The organism is Pseudomonas sp. LBUM1645 (assembly GCF_059716185.1).
The window spans coordinates 2146374-2166803 of record NZ_CP166811.1 but is presented as its reverse complement, the minus strand read 5'-3'; the positions used below and the strand labels follow the sequence as shown (position 1 = coordinate 2166803).

At 56.5% G+C, this 20430-nt stretch carries 18 protein-coding genes and 5 pseudogenes; 16 read left to right on the top strand and 7 right to left on the bottom strand.

Annotated elements, in window-relative coordinates; translation table 11 throughout:
- Window positions 1–78: 78 nt before the first annotated feature.
- From ACA079_RS09575 to ACA079_RS09565, 3 genes and pseudogenes are all read right to left on the bottom strand, one after another.
- Window positions 79–1499, bottom strand: a pseudogene (locus ACA079_RS09575) (IS1182 family transposase).
- 128 nt (window positions 1500–1627) lie between these two features.
- On the bottom strand, window positions 1628–2686 hold the full coding sequence (locus ACA079_RS09570) for a c-type cytochrome (RefSeq protein ID WP_497633634.1): 1059 nt from the start codon (window positions 2684–2686) through the stop codon (window positions 1628–1630).
- 13 nt (window positions 2687–2699) lie between these two features.
- The gene (locus ACA079_RS09565; protein WP_497633633.1) at window positions 2700–3293 is read right to left on the bottom strand and encodes a c-type cytochrome; all 594 of its coding nucleotides are present in this window, start codon (window positions 3291–3293) and stop codon (window positions 2700–2702) included.
- Between the two features lie 202 nt (window positions 3294–3495).
- On the opposite strand from ACA079_RS09565, the pseudogene hdeA reads away from it, so the two are divergent.
- Window positions 3496–3785, top strand: a pseudogene (hdeA, locus tag ACA079_RS09560) (acid-activated periplasmic chaperone HdeA).
- A gap of 287 nt (window positions 3786–4072) precedes the next feature.
- Window positions 4073–4408, top strand: coding sequence for a hypothetical protein (locus ACA079_RS09555; protein WP_497633632.1), 336 nt, complete (start codon window positions 4073–4075; stop codon window positions 4406–4408).
- A gap of 197 nt (window positions 4409–4605) precedes the next feature.
- Here the strand turns inward: ACA079_RS09555 and ACA079_RS09550 are convergent, their stop codons facing one another.
- Window positions 4606–5094, bottom strand: a complete 489-nt coding sequence (locus ACA079_RS09550; protein ID WP_497633631.1) for a hypothetical protein — start codon at window positions 5092–5094, stop codon at window positions 4606–4608.
- A 475-nt stretch (window positions 5095–5569) separates the two neighbouring features.
- Here ACA079_RS09550 and ACA079_RS09545 point away from each other — a divergent pair, with 475 nt between their 5' ends.
- The 7 genes from ACA079_RS09545 (at window position 5570) to ACA079_RS09515 (ending at window position 13400) form a co-directional block, all read left to right on the top strand.
- Window positions 5570–6265: an SDR family NAD(P)-dependent oxidoreductase gene (locus ACA079_RS09545; protein WP_497633630.1), complete on the top strand. Its 696-nt coding sequence runs from the start codon at window positions 5570–5572 to the stop codon at window positions 6263–6265.
- An 84-nt stretch (window positions 6266–6349) separates the two neighbouring features.
- Window positions 6350–7369, top strand: coding sequence for an AraC family transcriptional regulator (locus tag ACA079_RS09540; RefSeq protein ID WP_497633629.1), 1020 nt, complete (start codon window positions 6350–6352; stop codon window positions 7367–7369).
- A gap of 94 nt (window positions 7370–7463) precedes the next feature.
- Window positions 7464–8705 (top strand): sterol desaturase family protein, encoded by a 1242-nt coding sequence (locus tag ACA079_RS09535; RefSeq protein WP_497633628.1) that lies wholly within the window; start codon window positions 7464–7466, stop codon window positions 8703–8705.
- Window positions 8706–8708: 3 nt separating this feature from the next.
- Window positions 8709–9263, top strand: coding sequence for a hypothetical protein (locus ACA079_RS09530; RefSeq protein WP_497633627.1), 555 nt, complete (start codon window positions 8709–8711; stop codon window positions 9261–9263).
- A 135-nt stretch (window positions 9264–9398) separates the two neighbouring features.
- Window positions 9399–11351 carry a DUF1302 domain-containing protein gene (locus ACA079_RS09525; RefSeq protein ID WP_497633626.1) on the top strand — a complete coding sequence of 651 codons (1953 nt, stop codon included), beginning with the start codon at window positions 9399–9401 and terminating at the stop codon, window positions 11349–11351.
- An 18-nt stretch (window positions 11352–11369) separates the two neighbouring features.
- The gene (locus tag ACA079_RS09520) at window positions 11370–12737 is read left to right on the top strand and encodes a DUF1329 domain-containing protein (protein WP_497633625.1); all 1368 of its coding nucleotides are present in this window, start codon (window positions 11370–11372) and stop codon (window positions 12735–12737) included.
- A gap of 300 nt (window positions 12738–13037) precedes the next feature.
- Window positions 13038–13400: a hypothetical protein gene (locus tag ACA079_RS09515; RefSeq protein WP_497633624.1), complete on the top strand. Its 363-nt coding sequence runs from the start codon at window positions 13038–13040 to the stop codon at window positions 13398–13400.
- A 294-nt stretch (window positions 13401–13694) separates the two neighbouring features.
- Here ACA079_RS09515 and ACA079_RS09510 read toward each other — a convergent pair whose 3' ends face one another.
- The gene (locus tag ACA079_RS09510; RefSeq protein ID WP_497633623.1) at window positions 13695–14000 is read right to left on the bottom strand and encodes a hypothetical protein; all 306 of its coding nucleotides are present in this window, start codon (window positions 13998–14000) and stop codon (window positions 13695–13697) included.
- A gap of 244 nt (window positions 14001–14244) precedes the next feature.
- Between ACA079_RS09510 and ACA079_RS09505 the strand changes: the two genes are divergently transcribed.
- The 5 genes and pseudogenes from ACA079_RS09505 to ACA079_RS09485 form a co-directional block, all read left to right on the top strand.
- A complete protein-coding gene (locus ACA079_RS09505) occupies window positions 14245–14481 on the top strand; it encodes a hypothetical protein (protein ID WP_497633622.1) in 237 nt (78 codons plus the stop codon).
- Between the two features lie 236 nt (window positions 14482–14717).
- Complete coding sequence (locus ACA079_RS09500) at window positions 14718–16262, top strand: multicopper oxidase family protein (protein ID WP_497633621.1); 1545 nt, start codon at window positions 14718–14720, stop codon at window positions 16260–16262.
- Window positions 16263–16275: 13 nt separating this feature from the next.
- Complete coding sequence (locus ACA079_RS09495) at window positions 16276–17418, top strand: hypothetical protein (protein ID WP_497633620.1); 1143 nt, start codon at window positions 16276–16278, stop codon at window positions 17416–17418.
- A 3-nt stretch (window positions 17419–17421) separates the two neighbouring features.
- The gene (locus tag ACA079_RS09490; RefSeq protein ID WP_497633619.1) at window positions 17422–17988 is read left to right on the top strand and encodes an SCO family protein; all 567 of its coding nucleotides are present in this window, start codon (window positions 17422–17424) and stop codon (window positions 17986–17988) included.
- Between the two features lie 241 nt (window positions 17989–18229).
- Window positions 18230–18682 (top strand): annotated as a pseudogene (locus ACA079_RS09485) (IS110 family RNA-guided transposase); the annotation flags it as partial.
- A 319-nt stretch (window positions 18683–19001) separates the two neighbouring features.
- Here ACA079_RS09485 and ACA079_RS09480 read toward each other — a convergent pair.
- Window positions 19002–19112, bottom strand: a pseudogene (locus ACA079_RS09480) (hypothetical protein); the annotation flags it as partial.
- 26 nt (window positions 19113–19138) lie between these two features.
- Between ACA079_RS09480 and ACA079_RS09475 the strand changes: the two are divergent.
- Window positions 19139–19466, top strand: a pseudogene (locus ACA079_RS09475) (transposase); the annotation flags it as partial.
- Here the strand turns inward: ACA079_RS09475 and ACA079_RS09470 are convergent.
- Window positions 19455–19712, bottom strand: a complete 258-nt coding sequence (locus tag ACA079_RS09470; RefSeq protein WP_497634758.1) for a hypothetical protein — start codon at window positions 19710–19712, stop codon at window positions 19455–19457. The pseudogene ACA079_RS09475 and the gene ACA079_RS09470 sit on opposite strands and share 12 nt — an antisense overlap.
- A 288-nt stretch (window positions 19713–20000) precedes the next feature.
- Between ACA079_RS09470 and ACA079_RS09465 the strand changes: the two genes are divergently transcribed.
- Window positions 20001–20384, top strand: a complete 384-nt coding sequence (locus tag ACA079_RS09465; RefSeq protein WP_497633618.1) for a VOC family protein — start codon at window positions 20001–20003, stop codon at window positions 20382–20384.
- The last annotated feature ends 46 nt before the right edge of the window (window positions 20385–20430 follow it).

The following is a 20430-nucleotide window of genomic DNA, read 5'->3' as shown; positions in this document are numbered from 1 at the left end:
CATCACGACGTTTTGAGGAACAGCTAAACGGCTCAACAACCTCTGAAAGTCCTTTGGATGGGGTAAAAAGAGCGGTTTTTACGCCGCTAACGCTTTCATCAAATCAGCGGTGCCGATGATTTTCATGACCCTTTTTAAATTGTAGGCGAGCACGTTCAGACTCATCTCTGCACTGACCCCGTTGAGCTTTCGCGTGAGAAAGTGCGTTGCACCCATCCATTGTTTGAGCGTCCCGAAGGGATGCTCAACAGTCCGTTTTCGGGTCCGCATCATTTCCGGCGCGTTGCTCAGCCTGTTCTGCATTTCCTCCAGGACGGCTTCATGCTCCCAGCGTCGAACCCGCCGTTCCGTGCTCGGTGTGCACTGCGGTTTCATTGCGCAACCCCGGCATTTCGAACTCCAGTAACGGTGCAACGTCAGGCCTTTTTCAACGTTGGTATAGCGCCAGATCAGCGCCTCTCCAGCCGGGCAAATGTATTCGTTTTTTGCCGCGTCATAGATGAAGGCATCGTTATTGAAACGCCCGTCTGCTTTGGCTCCAGAGGTCATCGGCTTGGGCACATAGGCGGTGATGCCTGCATCGTGGCAAGCCAGGATTTCTTCGCTTTTGAAGTAACCTCGGTCAGCTACTACCGAAAGCGCTTCTGACGCCATCGCTTCGCGGGCCTGCTGGGCCATCGAGCTGAGTTGATCGCGGTCAGAACCGACGTTGGTCACCTCATGGGCACCGATCAAATGGTGCTGAGTATCGACCGCTGTCTGCACGTTGTAGCCGACGATTCCCGTGCCGCGCGTCATCATGGAGCGGCTGTCTGGATCGGTCAGTGCGACCTGTTTATCCGGCGATTCATTGAGCTGGATTTCGATCGCCTGAAGCTCTTTCATTTGAGTTTTGAGCTTGGCGATTTTCTCTTCCAGCCTCACGGCACTGGGCTCGGAAGCTGTTGGTTCTTGCCGATCGGCAGCATCGAGTGCCGTCAGGTAACGATTGATGCTCGATTCAATTTCTTCCATTCGCCGCTTCAGTTTGGCGTTGCGGTCGCGGTTGTTGACTGCTTTGAATTTGCTGCCATCGATGGCGAACAGGTGTTCTCCAAACAGTCCCAACTGCTGACACAGCACAACGAACTGGCGACAGACGCCTCGGATGGCCTTGCTGTTGTCTTTTCGGAAGTTGGCGATGGTCTTGAAGTCCGGCATCAAACGTCCGGTTAGCCACATCAATTCGACGTTACGCTGGGCTTCTCGCTCCAGGCGCCGGCTCAACTGAATGCGGTTGAGATAGCCGTAGATGTAAATCTTCAGGAAGATCGCGGGGTGGTAAGCCGGCCGGCCAGTATCTGCCGGTATGACGCCTTCAAAACCCAGTTTGACCAGGTCGAGTTCGTCGACAAAGACGTCGACTACGCGCACCGGATTGGTATCGCTGACGTAGTCGTCGAGGCTCTCGGGAAATAGGTGCCTTGGCCTCGATGTTCACCTTGGATAAAGCGCTTCATGGGCGATCCCTGCGATGAATCCTCAGAAATCATAGCAAGTGTCCGCGAAGGCGTTTTTACACACTCTGAGCCAAAAGCAGCCCTTCAAACAACTGAAACCTGCATCCGCCAATGCCCGGTAAAAACTGTCAGTTGTCCTTCGGCTTTTTCGTGAGCGGAAGCGCTTCAGTCCCTAAAATCGCACCATCCACAGTTTGCCCATAAAAACATTGCTCCCCGCGGTGAAACGTTTTGGCCGTGGTGGCAACGTTGCCCTTGAACCGCGGATCTTGCGGGCGCTCTTGACTGTTAACGTAGGCGGCTACATCCCAAGCCTGTTGCGGAGTGAGTTGTACAGCCTTTCCCAACGGCATATTGTCGAAAATGAATTGGGCGGCTGTATTGATGCGATGCATGCCGGCCCCCCAGTTATAGGAGTCATCACCCCACAGCGCAGGCATGATCGGCACGCCCCCCATCTCGGTGCCCTCTCCTCTCGCGCCATGACAAACAGCACAGTAATGAACGTATACCGGGCGCCCTCGATCAGGAGAAGGCGGTGACTGTGATGCCGGCAAAGCTGCGAACCCTCGACCAGGCATGTTCCGACGGCCGATAGTCTTAATCTTTTGCGCTATCGGCTCAGGTAGCTCAAATGTTTTCTCGTTTCCACCCGATTGCAACTCACTGTCAGTAATTTCAGGAACGGGAGTGTCGGCCATGCCGGACTTATCAAGCAATCCCCCCATCAGCATCCAGTACGAATAAGCGGATATCGCCAACACTTCCGACGAGCCCAAGGCGGGTGCCTTGCCGTTCATGGAGTAGATGAAACAGGCCTGGACGCGCTCTGCAAAAGTATCGACATGATTATCTTTTGCGCGAAATAATGGATAGGCGAGATAGGCTGCCCATAACGGAGCCGAATAGTCTTTTGCGCCGTTGCTCAAATGGCAATTGGTGCAGTTGAGTTGATTGCCGACATAACTGCCGTTCAGTTGTTGAGTGTCAACAAACAGTTCATATCCTCGGCGCACCTTGTCGCCGAATTCTCCTTCGGGGACCTTTGTCAGATCCCGAGGTACGAAGTCGACGGGCGTAACTGCCTTGGCCTGTGCCGGAACTTGGGCACTCATGTCTGGCCCCTCCGCCATCGCCAGTAATGGAAAAGCTATCCACACCGCCATCACCACATGCCATGTCGTCATTGACCTCTGCTCCTTATCGAATGCTTGAGAGGTAGCCAGACAATGCAACTATGTCATCCGCGCTCAACTTCTGAGCTATGTTGCCCATCATGTTGTCGGGATCACCGCTTCGCTGCCCATGTTTCCAGGCCATTAGCTGCTCTTTCAAATAAGCAGCTTGTTGTCCGGCCAAACGAGGGAACGGACCACTACCGATGGCGCTGGGGCCGTGGCAGCTGTAGCAAGCCGGGAGATCGCGCCGCAGATCACCCTGGTAGTAAAGTTGCCCAGCAAGCGTGGTCTCTATTTGCTCGCCACGTACGCGCAACTTGGGCGTTGTGCCCTGCCCGGCGAAATATGCTGCGACTTGATTGCGTAAGTTCACATCGCTATAGCCTTGCGCAACGGCCGACATCATTGGATTGCTACGCCGTCCAGCAATGAAATTCTCGATCTGGGCACTGATGTAGGGCGCGGAAAGTCCGGCAAGCATTGGGCCTTGGGGCGTTCCTTCACCGTTTGCGCCGTGACAGGCAATGCAGGCCTGAACGTCTGACGGTGTTTCCAGCGCACTCACCTCTGCCACCACGCACATTCCCAAAAGCACGATCACCTTTGAAATCAGCATATCGCTTCTCCAGCTCATGAGCGAAGTCACTATCAACCTAGTACAGATAATTGAAGTTGGCCGCACTGTTGATCACCAAAGGGCTGCCATGCACAATTCCTTTTTTGACCTATAGGGAATTCCCATGAATGTTTTTTAACGAACATTCATATCCTTAACCACGCAACTCTGTATCGAGGATAATCCAATTAATGCAAAACAAATGGTTGTAGCCTACCTCGCAATAATTGCCAGCTCGACGGTCGTGGCCGCGAAAGCCCCCTCCAAACCTGTCGAAAAGTGGACATGTGGAGACTTCCTGGAGATAGATGAGAAATATCAACCCAATGCTGTTTTTTTTGCCGAGGTTTCACTAAATCAGGTAAGCCCGTCGATGGCGTAATGGATGTCGATGGCACCCTCACGGTGACACCAAAGGTGATTGAAGCTTGTACTCAAAATGCCCAGGGGTCATTCGTTGATACGCTCAAACAAACGAAAGCCAAGCAGTAAATGTAAAAACTGAAGACAGTCCGCTCAAGGTATTCAAGTATTTGTCTTCAGTTCTGCTTCCCACCTTTCAATCCCCGGTCAGTTAGCTGGCCGTTGTGAGCCGCGCCAGTGAAGGCGATGACGCTTTGGTTCGGTTGCAGCCCTCCGCGATGGGCAGCAATCTGTCTAAGAAAGAAAGGTAGTCGCTACACTGGCTGATACGTCGGCTTGGTTGATCTGTATCGGCCAGACGGATGGCCCTAGCGTTTCTGATATCAGGTTTCCTAACCCCTGCGAGGGAAAATGCCATGAAAGAAACAAAGTCTTCCATCAGTCTGAATGAAGACATCTGTGTTCATATTTTTGTCGCCTCATCCGCAATGGTGGGCGTCTGCATTACGGTAATCGGGATTTTCCAAGTGGTGACCACGTTGAGAAAAGAGGGAACCCTGGGTGATGACTTGCTTGCGATCAACGCAATTTTCTACCTGATCACAACGATTCTGTCGTACTGGTCATTGCGAACTAGACAATTTAACCGTAATCACCTGTTGGAAAAATTTACTGACGGGCTTTTTCTGGCCGCTCTGACCTGGACGACGGGAGTTGCAGGCTTTATCACATGGACGATGACATTTACGTAGTTATATAAAAAACGCCGCCTGAACAGCGCTACTTCAACTATCGGAGCAAGTTTTGAAACATTCACTAATGTCCCCCGTCTCGATTCAGTTCAGCCTTTCAAGTGAAGTGAACATCAAGACAACGGTGCAAAAGAAAATCCGATGCCTGCTCAGGCATCGGATTCTGTTTCTTGCGGCGCAAGGACAAACAACGAGTCTCAATAGCCCCATGCCGGCCGGCAGTAAAGCCCTCCATACGGTCCACGCCAGCAACGGCCACCACCGTACAGTCCCCAAGGCCCGGCATGCCAGTAATGGCGTGGCCCCCGGCCCGGTCCGTACCACCAATCAATAAACAGGGTTGCAGGTTGGCCTGTGACAGACGGCGTGCCGTCAAGCAACTTCACGGTATAAGTCAGGGTGTCGCCTTTGAGCTTTGGGTTGGTAAGCCCGACGACAGCAAGCTGTGGTGTGCCTTCGACCGTCACTGAAAGGGTGGCATTCGGCGGATCCTTTTCGAAGTCACTCTTGCCCGAAGTCCAGAAGCTGACGAACTTGCCAGTTGCTGCGTCGCCCGTCATACGCTCGGGACGGTCAGCAAACATGAGGGTTTGCGCCGCCACGCCTTTCAACGTGAGCGTGTTTCCCTCGAAAGTCATGGAAATGACGGTCTGGACAAATAGCCAGAAAGCAGCAGGAATGGGCACTGCATTATCTTCTGGATCTCTGGAGCCCCTTGTCGCTGGGCCATGACTGGCGCACTGATCAGTGCGGCTACCGTCAGGGTTAGGGCGACTAAAGAATTTCTCATACTGAAACCCTTCCATCGATGATGCGACAAATAGAATGCGTGGTCGCGGCCGCCTCCCAACAAAACGCAAAAACCTTCGAATCCACTGTAGTAGATCCGTGATCAGCTGACCAATGCTCACCTCTAAGAGCCTCCAAAATGGGCAAAAATATTGTTCATACAGGCGCACGCCATCGCTCTTGGTGCTGGAGTCCGGAGGAACCATCAGGCTTCACCGGTGGACGTTAAGCCAAGAACACGATGCACGTGGAGGCCAGTCTGGCTGTCGTTGGAATTTGGCGCGAGAGCGCAATCAATCTGGCGCACTGACGCATGACGCAGAGCACCGGCCTGATTAGCGTGTGTGCACACCAGAAAGAAGGAAAGCATTGATGAATAATTCACTCTCTCAAAGAGTCGTAGCGATCACCGGGGCATTGGGTAATCTGGGCGAAACCCTGACCCGTATGGCTGCGGCCCAAGGCGCCCATGTGGTCCTGATCGATCAGGCAACATCGGCGATACCTTCATCGTCGGAGCTGCTTGTGCTACCCGGTGTCGACCTAACTGCTTATGCCGACTGCGAGGAAGTGGCGAGACGTATCCAGGCGCATTTCGGTCGGCTCGACGGATTGGTCAACGTGGCTGGAGGTTTCGCCTGGGAAACGGTGCAACATGGCGAAACACAAACATGGGATCGGCTCTTCGAGCTGAATGTGCGTACGGCATTGAATGCCAGCAAGGCCATGCTGCCGCTGATCCTTCAGTCATCGAATGGTCGCATCGTCAATATCGGTTCCGGCGCAGCGGCAAAAGCCGGGCTGGGAATGGGGGCCTATGCGGCGTCCAAATCCGGCGTCTTGCGTCTCACCGAAACCCTCGCCGAAGAGCTCAAGGACAAGGGAATCACCGTCAACGCAGTGCTGCCGAGCATCATCGACACACCGCAGAATCGCCACGCCATGCCCGATGCCGAGCATGATCGCTGGGTGACGCCAGCACAGCTTGTAGCGGTCATCCTGTTCCTGCTTTCGGACGCGGCATCGGCCGTCACGGGTGCCGGTATTCCGGTTACGGGTCGGGGCTAGTTCGCAGACGGGCGTCGCTCGCAGTGGCGATGCCCGTGCTGTTAGAATCCGGGCCCCAACCGGATCACCGGACTTCTGTGCCCCATGCGTCCCGCCACTTCCAGTGCAGCTTTCGTCAATCACGTCCTTGATATCGCCGAGCAGCATGGCTGCGACGGTGAAGTGTTGCTTGCCAGAATCGGCCTGCAACGGGAGCGGTTGTCCGATCCGATTCTGCGCATTCCCATGCATCAACTCAGAGCACTGCTGGCGCTTTCGGCGTCCATGAGCGGACTGCCGCATTTCGGATTACTGGTGGGTGCAGCGGTGCGCCCGGGCACCTATGGCGTGCTTGGCTATGTGTCGATGACCAGCGCCACCCTCGGCGAGTCGATGAGCATGATCCGGCGTTTCGGCAAGATCGTTTTCGATAGCCCGTCGAGCCAGACGCACATTGCTATCAACGACGGCCGCGTGTTGATAGAAGACCAGCGCATCAGCGAACTGGAGCCCTACTGTGCCTTCTACCAGGAAGCGGTACTGGCTGGGTGGGCCTCCTTTGGTCGCTGGTTGATTGCCAGCAACGACCCCTTGCTCGAAGTCACGATGATACATCCGGCGGTAGGGGACCCTTCCCACTACGAACGTTTCTTCGGTTGCCCGGTGCAGTTCGGCGCCCGTAGCAACACCCTGGTATTTCCCGAATCGATGCTCAAAACCCGGGTGCAGGGCGCAGATCCGCGCACCCACAAAAGTCTGTTGCTGGAGGCAACCGTGCAACTGGGTCGCTCCTACGCGCCGTTGTCCGTGATTGGCCGCCTGCGTGCATTGCTGGTGGAAAACCTGTCCGTCGGCGACTTCAGCCTCGAAAACCTCGCCAGCCACCTCGCCATGTCGCCGCGCACGCTGCAGCGCAAACTGGCAGCCGAAGGCGAAAGCTTCACCCAGGTGCTGGAGACCATTCGCATGGAACTGGCTGACCATCATCTGCGCAGCACCGATGCCAGCATCATGGATATCGCGTTGACGCTTGGCTTCTCGCAGGCCAGCGCTTTCAGTCATGCCTTCCGTCAAGCCCGGGGTATTTCGCCGGCGGATTTTCGCAAGACAATTTCCAAACAGTAAATTGGCGCCATCCAACATGCACCCTGACGCCCAGCGTCAAGCCGTTGGACGAGGATCAGGTTAGCTTCCTTGCTACATAACAAGGAGGCAGAAAATGCCCAATGCCATCGTCTACGCGATCCCCGCGTTCATCATGCTGCTTCTGCTGGAGTTGCTCTGGAGCTTCTGGCGTCGCCGCCAGACCTTTGCCTTGAGCGACAGCCTCTCGAGTATCTCCCTCGGCCTCGGTGGCCAGGTTCTGAACATCTTTGCCAAAGGGCTTAACATCGGCCTGTATTTGCTGGCATACAAGTACCTCGCTGTCTTCGAACTTTCCACCTCGCACTGGTGGGTCTGGGCCATCGGCCTGATCGGCTACGACTTCTGCTACTACTGGCATCACCGCATGGGCCATGAAACCAATCTGGTCTGGGCGTCCCACGTCGTGCATCACTCCAGCGAAGAGTTCAACTACTCGACCGCGATGCGTCAGACCGGCACCGGTTTTTTCACTAACTGGTTCTTCTACTGGTCGCTGGCGATCATCGGTCTGCCACCGACCGTGTTCATCGTCAGCGGTGCCGTGGTGTTGGGTTACCAGTTCTGGATTCACACACGTCATATCGGAAGCCTCGGCTGGTTCGACTACTGCTTCGCCTCGCCGTCCAATCACCGCGTGCATCACGGCCAGAACGACTACTGCGTGAACCGCAATTACGGCGGGGTCCTGATGCTGTGGGATCACCTCTTCGGCAGCTTTGCCAAGGAACGGCCGGCGCACGAGGAGCCGATCATTTATGGCATCCATGGGCAGCTCAAAACCTTCGATCCGATCAAGGCAAACCTGCACAAATACCTGGGCCTTCTGGAGGATTTCCGGCTGGCGGACAACTGGGCGGATCGCTTCAAAATGTGGTTCGCCCCACCCGGCTGGAGGCCTGCCGCAGCGCATCGCCTCAAGCCCCACCCGCCACATGACATCAGCGCGTTCCGCATCTACCGTCCGCGTATTTCCAGCGCAACTGCGCTCTATTGCTTGCTACAGATGGTGCTGGTCATGCCTTTGGGGCTGAGTTTCATTGCCCTGGCTTTTCAGCTCAGCCTGCCCTGGCAAGTGCTCGGCGCGACGTGGATTCTGGCCTCGCTGTGGGTACTGGGGCGCACCCTCGAAAATGCACCGGGGCATGGTCGCTGGCAAGTGTTGTGGCTTTGCTCGTTGGCCACCCCGGGGGCCATCGCCCACCTGCAATGGGGTTTGCCGATTGCCTGGGTAATGACGCTGTTCTGTGTGGCTAGCCTGGTGCTGCTGGGTACGCTTGTGCGTTCGCTGCGCCGTCCGTTGCCAGTGGAGGCGTGAGTCATGACCAGCGTGATTTGCGAACTGCTGCTGTGCATCGCGTGCCTCTGGGCATGCACAGTCAGCATGAAAGACCGACAAGGCTGGCGTGCGATTGGCTTCCTGCTCATAGCGGCAACCGCAACGGCCGGCGCCCTGGTGTATGCCGGGCTTGAGCAGGTGCAGCCTGCGCATCAAGCCATGTCGGCTGTTTCCGGACGCATCGCCCTGCTGTTGATCGCCGTTGGCTGCTTGCAGCGCACGCCCCATCGGTTGCTGCTGATCGCCAGCGCCGCGGTCCTGCTGTGGGTCCCGGAACAATTGGCCTTGGCCGGCAACCTGCTCGCACTGGTCGCCATCGCCTGGCCAGGCCGCTCGCGACGCTGGTCATTGGCAGTCGCAGGCAGCCTGCTGTTCATCTTTGCCAGACTGGTGGGCGGGGCCCGTGGCGAATGGCATGGCATCGCTCGCCTCGACATCTATCACCTGACGTTAATGCTGGCCGCGCTTTCCTGGGGGATAGCACGCCTTGTCAGTACGGGACCGCTATCGCGCTCGCCTGCGACCCTGGCTCGCTGACGGCTGTGCGGATCGAATGGAGGAAACCATCACGATGTGAAAGCGACACGCCGCTTCGATAAGTACCTCCGGGCGCCAAAGTGGCGCCCCGGCTAATGACGCAAACAATAATAATCAGTCGTTGGAGCAGTTCAGATGGAATCCAATTCCCGCAAGCGATGCTTGCAGGCCGGGTCCGCCCTAGCCTGTGTTTTCCCCTTGATTCTCAGCGGACAGTCAAGGGCTGCTGAATTCAGTTTCCTCGACAATCAGGTCACCGGCTCATTGGACACGACGGTGTCCTACGGCGCGCTGTGGCGTGTGCAAGGCCAGGACAAGACCAACAATGACGTCAACTCAAACGACGGCAACCGGAATTTCAGTCCCGGCCTCGCTTCAGAGGTGTACAAGATCACCTCCGACTTGGGGGCGACCTACGACAATTACGGCCTGTTCGTGCGTGGTTCCGCGTTCTATGACACGCAGATCATGGACAAGCGCAACAACTACTACGACCACAACCAGCCTGCGCAGCCGAGCCAGTCTTATCCGCAGAACGATCATTTCACCCAGGAGACCCGCGACATTGCCGGCAGTCGCGCGGACATCCTCGACGCCTACGTCTACGGCAACTGGGACATTGCCGAGCACCCGGTGACAGCACGCCTGGGGCGCCAGGTGTTCAACTGGGGTGAAGGCCTCTTTTACCGTGGCGGAGTGAACACAACCAACCCGGTGGACTCTTCCAAATTCCGCCTGCCGGGCGCCGAGGTCAAGGAAGTGCTGATGCCGGTTGAAGCTGTCAGCTTCAACATCGGCCTGACCGATAACCTGTCGATGGACACGTTCTACCAGTGGAACTGGAAAGAAACCCGTCTCGATCCCGTAGGGACATTTTTCTCCGAGACCGACCTGTTCGCCGACGGCGGCAACACCGGTTATACCCGCGTCAATGCATTCTCCAACCCAACGTTCCAGCGCCTCTACCCGCAACTGGCCGCCAGCCATTTTGCCGGATTGCAGGGCACCAATTACCTGGACCCCAACGGCTACTTCAAAGTCTCCAACATCGGCCAGGACATCAATGCGAAAAACGATGGCCAGTTCGGTGCCGCCTTCCACTACATCGCCGAGCAGCTCAACTCGACCGAGTTCGGTTTCTACTTCGTCAACTACCACGCCAAGGATCCGGTGATCTATGCCGATTTGAACCCGGCGTATGCCGGCGTCAACATGAACCAGATGGCAGGCTTGGGCGGTTTCTCGTCGTACAACAACCTAATCAACGCGGCTGCCGCGGGCAACGCCAACGCGATTCAGACACTGGGCCTGGTCAATGGCGCAGCGGCGGTGGACCTGGCCAACCAGACCACGGCCAAGCGCGAATACGTTGAAAATATCCGCATGTACGGCCTGAGCTTCAACACCACGCTGGGCGATGCCTCGCTGTTCGGCGAGATCGCTTATCGCCCCAACCTGCCAATCGGCGTCGCCACTACCAATGATCTGCTGGGGGACATGCTGGCCCAGGCCGGGAAGATCGTCAGTGGTCAGACGGTCAACGTCGGCGGGCAGCAGGTTGCCCTCGGCGGCCAAATCCACGACTACGAGCGCGTGGAGGCTTTCAACAGCTCCATCGGCAGTCTTTACAACTTCGGCCCGGCGCTGTCGTTCAGCTCGTTGATGGGTGTGATCGAGGTCGCGGCCGAGCAGATACGCGGCAGCAGCCTGCAATACACAGCCTACGACGGGTCGACCCGCTACTACTCGGGACGCTCCAACGGCGCATATGTCTCGGGCTTTGACCGCAGCGATCAAGTCAACCGCAACGCCTATGGCGCCACCGTCATGTTGACGGGCACGTGGAACGACGTCTTCGCCGGGGTGAACCTCTCGCCTTACGCCGTCTACAAGGACGACTTCAGCGGCAACTCCTACCAGGCCGGCAATTTCATCGCCGGGCGCAAGGCTTACACGCTGGGTTTAAAGGCCGCCTACATGAATAGTCTGGAGGCGGAGTTGCAGTACACCTCGTTCTATGGCGCCGGGCAGGAAAACGCTGCGCGCGACCGCGACAACGTCGGTTTCAACGTCAAGTATTCCTTCTGAGTTCACGGAGAAAAAATAATGAGCAACATGCGCATCCTTGTCAGTACCGCGTTGGCCCTGGCACTGTCCAGCGTCAGCGCGCTGGCGGCGGTTTCCCCGCAAGACGCGGCCACTCTAAAGTCATCCTTGACGCCATTCGGTGCGGAAAAATCGGCCAATGCTGCGGGCACCATTCCGGCCTGGACTGGCGGAATAACGCAGGAGCCGGCAGGCTTCAAGCCGGGGCAACACCACATCGATCCTTTCAAGGACGACAAGCCACTATTCACCATAACCAAAGCCAATCTGGAGCAGTACAAGAACAACCTGACACCCGGGCAGATCGCCCTGTTCAACAACTATCCCGAGACTTACCAGATCCCGGTTTATACCAGCCGTCGGAGTGGCTCGGCGCCGCAGTCGGTATACGACAACACCTTTAAAAATGCCACCACGGCGAAACTGGTCGCCGATGGCAATGGCTTCGTCGATGCCGTTGGCGGCATTCCGTTCCCGATCCCGCAAAGCGGTGTGGAAGCGGTGTGGAACCACATCGCTCGCTACCGGGGCGTTTACGCTATGCGTCGCTCCGCCGAAGCCGCGGTTCAGCGTAACGGCGACTACACCCCTGTGATCAGTGAGCAAGAAGCGTTATTCAAGTACTACCAACCGGGTGGAAGCTATGCCGACCTGGGCAACATCATGTTTTATTACCTGGCCTTCACCAAAAGCCCGGCGCGCCTGGCGGGCAGTGCCTCACTGGTTCATGAAACCCTTGATCAGGTCCAGGAACCGCGTCAGGCCTGGGCTTACAGCGCCGGTCAGCGTCGCGTACGACGCGCGCCCACCCTGGCCTACGACACCCCCATCGCCTCCTCCGACGGTCTGCGCACGGCTGACGATACCGACATGTATAACGGAGCCCCTGACCGCTTCAACTGGAAGTTGCTGGGCAAGAAAGAGATCTACATTCCCTACAACAACTACCGGTTGTCTGCGGCTGATGTGAAGTACAAGGATCTGCTCACGCCCAATCATCTGAACCCGAAATACACGCGCTACGAACTGCACCGGGTGTGGGTGGTCGAGGGCACGCTGAAACCAGGTTCCCGACACATTTATTCCAAGCGGGTGATGTTCCTCGACGAGGACAGTTGGGGAGCGGCGGAGGTCGACCAATATGACGGCCGTGGCGAGTTGTGGCGTGTATCGCTGGCCTATCTGAAAAACCACTATGAACTACCCACGACGTGGACCTCTATCGATGCCTTCCATGACTTGCAGGCGCGTCGCTATGTCGCGCTGAACCTGGACAACGAGGAGCCGACCGGCATCGACTTCGGCCAGGCGATTCCGGATGGCGAATACTTCAGCCCGGCCGCGCTGCGTCGTCGCGGGACCCGATGATTCGACGGTAGCCCAACACCCTCCGCACCAAGGCATCCTCGATGGCGTGGCGGGTTGCGGCTTCCCTGGTTTCCGGGGCGTCATCATGTCGCCCAGCACGGCTGCTGACGGCGGGGGTCAAAAGGAACGCCTCTTCGATTTCGCTGCTGTACTGACCGGAGCCGACCCCGCACGTAGCAAGTTACCCTTCCTGTCGCTGACTGGACGGCGTGTTCGCACACGCAGATTGACGTCCGCCAACATGCTCGGCGCTCGGCGTAACGCTAACCTTTGCCATCCTATCGTGCCCTAAGGAAGACCATGTCTCGCGCCGCCCGTTCGCTCAGATACTTCGCGGTCTATCTCATGCTGCTGGGACTGGCGCTCATGCTGGTGCCCAACCTGATCATCACGCTATTTGGGATGGAAGCGACATCTGAAGTGTGGATCCGCGTGGTCGGCGTGCTCGCTTTCAACATCGGGATCTATTACTGGTTCGCCGCACGCAGTGAATGCCTTGAGGTTTACTGGGCGTCCGTCTATACCCGCGCCCTGGTGCTGGTGAGCTTCACGGTTTTCGTAGCGTTACAGTTGAGCGAACCGGTGCTGATGCTATTCGGGGTCGTGGATTTTTGCGGTGGCGTCTGGACCTGGTGCGCCTTGCGCAGCAGAAGCACGGAGTGATTGCTCATCGCGGGCTGCCACTGCGAAGATTTTGCATACCTCCCCAATGACGGTAACGGTCCGAATCTGCTTTTCACGACAGGTTGCTTCCGGCAGAGGTTGTGTAAAAACGTTTTTCAGCGCGATTGGAGCCCAGTGTTGGACTGAAAATCGCGTTTCTCCGCAAAAATCTAAATCGGCTGAGCAGCCGATAATTTTCAGATTTCGCATAGATGCGCAAACTTCAATTTTGATGAAGCGTTTTTACACACTCTGGGCCGTTAGCAGTCTTTCGTCAGCGGTTTCTTTTGGCCATCAGCCTTCCCATTGAGCCGCTAGGGGGCGGAAGAAAGTAACAGTGAAGCGCGTGTCGTGCCACGGGGTTAGAGCGCATGTTTTAACCCTTACGACATGGAAAACGTGATGAACCCTCGTAAGGGTGGTCAAGGTCAGCCCGAGCAAAAACAACCCGTCGGCTATTCGCTCCAGTTGATAATTGCGTTTAGCCTTGAGTGTCCGCAGCGCCCAATAAGCAATTAAGCACGTCGTCACATAAACGATCGCGTTGATCGCCAGCAGGTTTTGCCGAATCACGTCCTCCTGCCGGACATTGATCACCACACGAAGTATTCCTGATAGGAGAAAGGGCCTTTCATCTGATCAGGTGAAGCGTAGGCTCAGCCGGTAAATCGGTGGGTTGCGAACCAGAACAATCAGATATTCGGCGTAAGGTTGCGCGACATGCTTGCAGGGCAGTCCGTCGATCACTGCACAGGCGCGACCAGCGGGTTGGCAATCTTTGTTCATTGCATCTATTTTTTATCTCGCAATTACACAACTGCGTTGATGAAAAAGGAGCTTTGAAATGCGATCCCTCAATGCAATTCTAGTGGCTTCCCTGTTGGCTGCGGGCCTGATGTGTCACGCGGGCATTACACAAGCCGAAGGGGATGTCGCGAAAGACGTCAGGGACGGCGTCCGTGACGTAGACAAAGATGTCGATCGCGACGGAAAGGACATTGATAAAGAAGCCAAGGAATTGGAGAAAGAGCGCCATAAAGATGACCGGCATATCGATAAGGAAGCCAAGAAACACCTCTGATGGGTAACGGCAATGATTATCAAGAAGTGCTGTTCATCGGTTGGGTAACGATTCGTGGATCCAAATACTTGCGCCCCCCTTGCGCTGTTCTACACTACGAAAAGTTACGCGCAACCCCCTTAAAAGCCACGCCGGCCTTGGCTTGTGGCATTGCGCGGTGTCTTCTGATCACCCTTGGGCAACGCACCGACGAACTGCGCGCGTAGTTCATAGCCAAGCCACCGAAGGTCGCGATCATGGCCAGAGCTTTCAGCGTCCGCCTCTTGGTCTTCTGCGCGAGCATCTGTGCGCTGACATTGACCGGTTGTGCAACTCAGCATGCCGTCGAGCGTGCGCCCCAACCTCTGCGCCAGAATCCCGAATTCACCTACGATGCCAGCGGTGTGACCCACGCCACGCTGACGGCGGCCGAACAGCAGGTCAACGTCGGTAATGAGCGTTACGTTTCCCTGGTGTTCAACGGCGACTACGATTCGCCGCTGATTCGAACGCGACCGGGCGGGACCATGGCGATTCGTCTGGATAACCGCATGGACGAAATCACCAACCTGCATTTCCACGGCATGCAGGTGTCGCCTCTGGATGAGGGCGATAATATTTTTCGCGTGATCCAGCCCCATCAAGTCGGCGAATACAACGTCAAACTGCCGCTCGAACACAGCCCTGGCGCCTACTGGTATCACAGCCATTTCCATGGTGGTTCCCAGCGCCAGGTGTCCGCCGGGATTGCCGGGCCGATTCTCGTCGACGGCATGCTCGATCCGTTCCCCGAACTCAAGGGCATCAAGGAACAGGTCCTGGTTCTGCGTAATTTTCAGAAAACCCTGACCGGCAAAGTCGCCAGCGAAATCATCACCAGCGCCCCGTCGATTCGTACCGTCAACGGCCAGGAAGTGCCGATCATCGACATCAAGCCCGGGGAAACCCAGCTTTGGCATTTCATCAACATTGCCGCCAACCAATACTTCCGGATTCGCATCAACGGCCAGTCGATGCAAGTGTTGTCGCGCGACGGCAATACCGTGACGCGCAGGGTCGACACCGATCAGGTGTTGATCGGGCCATCCGCGCGTTTCAGCGTGTTAGTGGTCGGGCCGCCGGCAGGCTCCTACGAAATCGAAACAGGCTCCGGCAACACCGGCCCGGCCGGAGATGATTACCCGGCGACGAAGCTGGCGGTGTTGCGTTCCAGCGGTGAACGGGTTGCGACCCGGCAGATCACCAGCGCCTATCCGCCGGCAGAGGACTTCAGCAAGATCGCGGTGAACAAGACGCGTCAGTTCGCCTTTCAGGATTCGGACACCGATTCCAACGCGTTCTTGATCAACGGCACCCGCTTCGAACTGGACCGGGTCAACACCACGGTCAAGCTCGGCGACGTGGAAGAGTGGCGACTGTTCAACCCGTCCCAGGAATTGCACCAGTTTCATATTCACCAGGTGGATTTCCAGGTCACCGAGATCAATGGCATACCGGTGCAGTTCAGCGGCTATCGGGACAATGTGTTCATCCCCGCCACGGGATCGATCACCGTGCGAATTCCGTTTCGCGATCCGGTGATCCTCGGCAAGTTCGTCTACCACTGCCACATCCTCGAACACGAGGACGGCGGCATGATGCAGGCGATTCAGGTGGTCAAGCCCGAGGACTACGAGCAGGCGGTCAAGCTCGAACCCTTGGGCGGGCTCTACGGAGAAAACAACCAGTTGTGCTCCTACCTGCGCAACACCGGACAGGACCCGAAAGCGTCCAGCCCGCTGATCAAGCCGCTCATCAAGTAAAAGGGGCGATGCCATGAGCAACTATCGCTTGGCTGTGTTGTTGCTGGGAACGGTGTGCGGCGTTGAGTCGACGCTGGCCGATGACGGGCAGTACCCCAATGTCGGCATGGATTACGACGCGACCTTTCAGTTTGACCATGTGCATGCCGATTCGCCCCAAGGCGGTAACCGCAATAGCACGGATGCCTACCCGGACATCAACACCACGTTCTACTTTCGCTTCACACACGATCAGCAAATCCAGTTTTCCACCGAGATCAATCCCGTCGACGGGCCTGAACCGGGGCAGAAACGTTTTTTTGAAGACGTGGGGCTGGTGATCAACGACCTCAACTATTACCAGAACAACGCGAACTCGGCGTTCATGGTCGGCAAGTACCATGTGCCGTTCGGTCGGGCACAGGATCAGGCGCCCGGCCTCTACACTGAAGATTTCGTCAGCACCTACGACCTCGACGGCATGCTTGGCGGCACGGTGGCGTATCGGTTTTTCGATCAGCGCCTGGGCATGATCGAACCCAATGTCAGTGTCTACACCGCCGACAATTCATTTCTCGGCCGGCCTTACCTGCGCCATGGTGAGAAGCTCCAGCGCACCGACGGCGGTCCTTCGAATACCGGCAAACTCGACTCCTATGCGTTGACGGTGAACTGGTTGGCGATCCCGGCGGTGCCCTATCTGGAAATGCAGTTCGGCTACATGTTTAACCAACAGGGTGAGGATGTAGAGCAATCCGATCCACCCTTTGGCGGCGCGGCCGATGAAACCATCAAGATTGCGTCAGCTCGTTACATCTGGGCTTACGCGCCGAGTACGGATCTTGAGCCGACGCTGGCCGGAAGCTATTTCGATATCGTGCCCTTCATCGAGTTCGCCGATGTCGAGAACGAAGACGCGATTCAGGGCAACGACACACGTTACCTGACCACGTCGCTGACCTTCGATTTCGGTGACTGGGCATTGGGCGCGACACGCACCGACAAGCATCGAGAATCCACGGGAGGCGCGGATCGGCAGGATTATCTCAACGAGTTGAGCCTGACCTACAACATCACCGGCCAGATCAAACTCGGACTGTCCGCCGGCACCCAGAAAGAAGATGGCCAGATGTCTGAACTGGTGGGCCTGGCGTTGACCTATTCGGGGGGTTACTAAGCCATGAAGTGGTTAGCCGCAATGCTGTTGATCGGGCTGGCCGCCAACACGATGGCCGCCACCCGAACCGACATCGGCGGGCCGTTCCAACTCACCAACCAGAATGGCCAGCGGGTCACCGAACGCAGCTTTGGCCAACCGGCGTTGCTGTACTTCGGGTTCATGACCTGCCCGGCCATTTGCCCTACTGACTTGGCGAAAATGGCCCGTATCAGTCGGCAACTGCAACAACAGCAGGGCATCACCGTGCGGCCGATCTTCGTCACCATCGACCCGGAGCGTGACACGCCCAAAAAACTCAAGGAATACGTGAGCTACTTCGCCAGCGACTTCGTCGGTTTGACGGGCTCGGCGCAAGACATTGTCCGCATCACCGACGCTTATCACGTGTACTACAAGAAAGTGCCGTCCAGAGACAAGCCGGACCAGTACATGATGGACCACTCGACCCTCCTGTTTCTGCTCGACAGCCAAGGCCGCTACCTCAAGCACTTCGGTCGCGGGCAGGATGAGAAGGACATCGAGAGGCAGATAGTCGCGGCACTGGAGGGTGCAGCGCAGGACCAGTAACGCTCGTCAGTGTGCAACATACCGACGATCAGAGCGCCGTTTGTGTTCACCGATCGCTGCAGGGGGTCAGCTTCAAGGGTTTGCCTTAGGCTGAAATCGACCAGAAGCGACCGGAAGTGGCTTTAGAGTCCAAGATGCAGCTACCGGCCAGAAGCAATGGGATGGACTCCTCCTCACTTCGGCATCTTGAGTGCCAGACTGAAAGTACGAACCACAGTCAACCGTGAGAAGTAGTCCATACATGAAGCTTATGCGCATTGGGGTCGACCTGGCCAAGAACGTGTTTCAGATCCACGGCGTGGATTGTCACGAGCTACCCGTCTGGCGGCAGCACCTGCCACGTGATCGCTGGCTGCAAACGGTGTTGGAAAAGATCGAACCTGGCTGTGAAATCGGCATGGAAAGTTGCGGTGGTGCGCATCATTGGGCTCGGCAACTACAAGCACGCGGATTTCGGGTGAAGCTGATCGCGCCGCAGTTCGTCAAACCGTACGTCAAGAGCAACAAGAACGACGCCAACGATGCCGAGGCAATCTGCGAGGCGATGAGTCGCCCCAGCATGCGTTTCGTCGCCATCAAGACGATTGAGCAACAAGATATCCAAGCGACGCATCGCATCCGGGCCGGCTGAATCGAACAGCGGACGGCCAAAGCCAATCAGATTCGTGGGCTGATCGCCGAGTACGGCCTCGTGGCGCCGAAGGAGTTACTGATGCAGAAGATGCCGATAATGGTTTTAAGGCACGAGTTTGCGCCGAGCTGTTCTGGCAGAATTAAAAAAAGTGAGACCACCACTGGTGTATGAGAATCATACCGCCATCAAATAGGATCGCCCGCACTTCTGTGGGCGAGCGCTCTATCGAGGAAATCAACTCATGCTTACCATACGGATGTCCTGCCAGGCGATGTTGGATCATGTCCCAGGCGTGTGTTCCCTACCCTATTCATCTGGTCCCTCCTTCACAAAGTGCCTTTGACATTTGGCGATGCTTTGATGCCCATAGAGTAAAAATTCAAGAAAGTACGTAGGTTGATCGTTCCTCGCCCTTGATCTGCTGATCAGCATGATATGAGGAGCGAACCAACGGTCCTGATGCTACATTTTTGAACCCCGCAAGCCGACCACGTAAATCTGTCGAGCGCTAGTCAACATCGTTACTGGAGTTCGAAATGGTTGCGCAATGAAACCGCAGTGCACACCGAGCACGGAACGGCGGGTTCGACGCTGGGAGCATGAAGCCGTCCTGGAGGAAATGCAGAACAGGCTGAGCAACGCGCCGGAAATGATGCGGACCCGAAAACGGACTGTTGAGTATCCCTTCGGGACGCTCAAACAATGGATGGGTGCAACGCACTTTCTCACGCGAAAGCTCAACGGGGTCAGTGCAGAGATGAGTCTGAACGTGCTCGCCTACAATTTAAAAAGGGTCATGAAAATCATCGGCACCGCTGATTTGATGAAAGCGTTAGCGGCGTAAAAACCGCTCTTTTTGCCCCGTCCAAAGGACTTTAAGAGGCTGCTGAGTCGTTTTAACTGCTCCTGGAAGCGTCGTGATGTTGATCAGTTTGCGAAACGACGGTACCAATAAGGGCGCCGGCGTCATCGCCGGCCCTCCTGGGGTCGCCGGTTGGGCGATATGCTGGAGAGAGTCGCCTTTCTGCCAGTGATCCCACATCAGCTTTTCCTGGCTTTCGGTGTAATAGATCCGAGGTCTCTGCTTCATCTGCAACACTCCTTCTGCTTACACAGAATTTAGTTGTGTTGCGACGACCGGTTGAATCCACAGCCAAAAGCAGTCCTTCAAATCTGCCGAGGCGCGCGTAGCTAGTCGCTGCATCTGGCTCCTCTGATAGTGCCAACCTTGGCTCGATGGATAGCAGTCGGCAGCTCATGTTTTCTATGCGCTCTTCACATGGGATTAATGCAGATACATCACTGTAGTTTCAGATGAACGGGGCACATTCTTAGCGCCAACATCGACCACCTCGTTTCTATCAATGAGAGCTAAAAAATGAGTGTCTTTACCCACGTTACAGTCGGCACCAATGATTTGAATAAAGCCCGCAGCTTCTACGACAACGTGCTGGGCAAACTTGGCCATAAACGTATCGCAGACCTCGCAGACAACGGTTCTATCTGGGGCGAGAATGCACCTTCTTTTTTCGTTTTAAAACCGGCTGACGGCGCACCCGCCAGCGTCGGCAATGGTGTGACCGTCAGTTTCGAGGCACCGACGCGTGCCGCAATCGACGCGTTTCATGCCGCAGCATTGGCCGCTGGCGGTACGTGTGAAGGCCTCCCTGGGCCACGTGGTTGGGCACCGAATGCCTACGCTGCGTATGCCCGTGATCTGGACGGCAACAAACTGGCTGCCTATTGCTTCAAACCCGTTTAAGCCCGGTACGAGGCCAGCCTTTGTCGGGCCGGCCTCACCCCTCTTT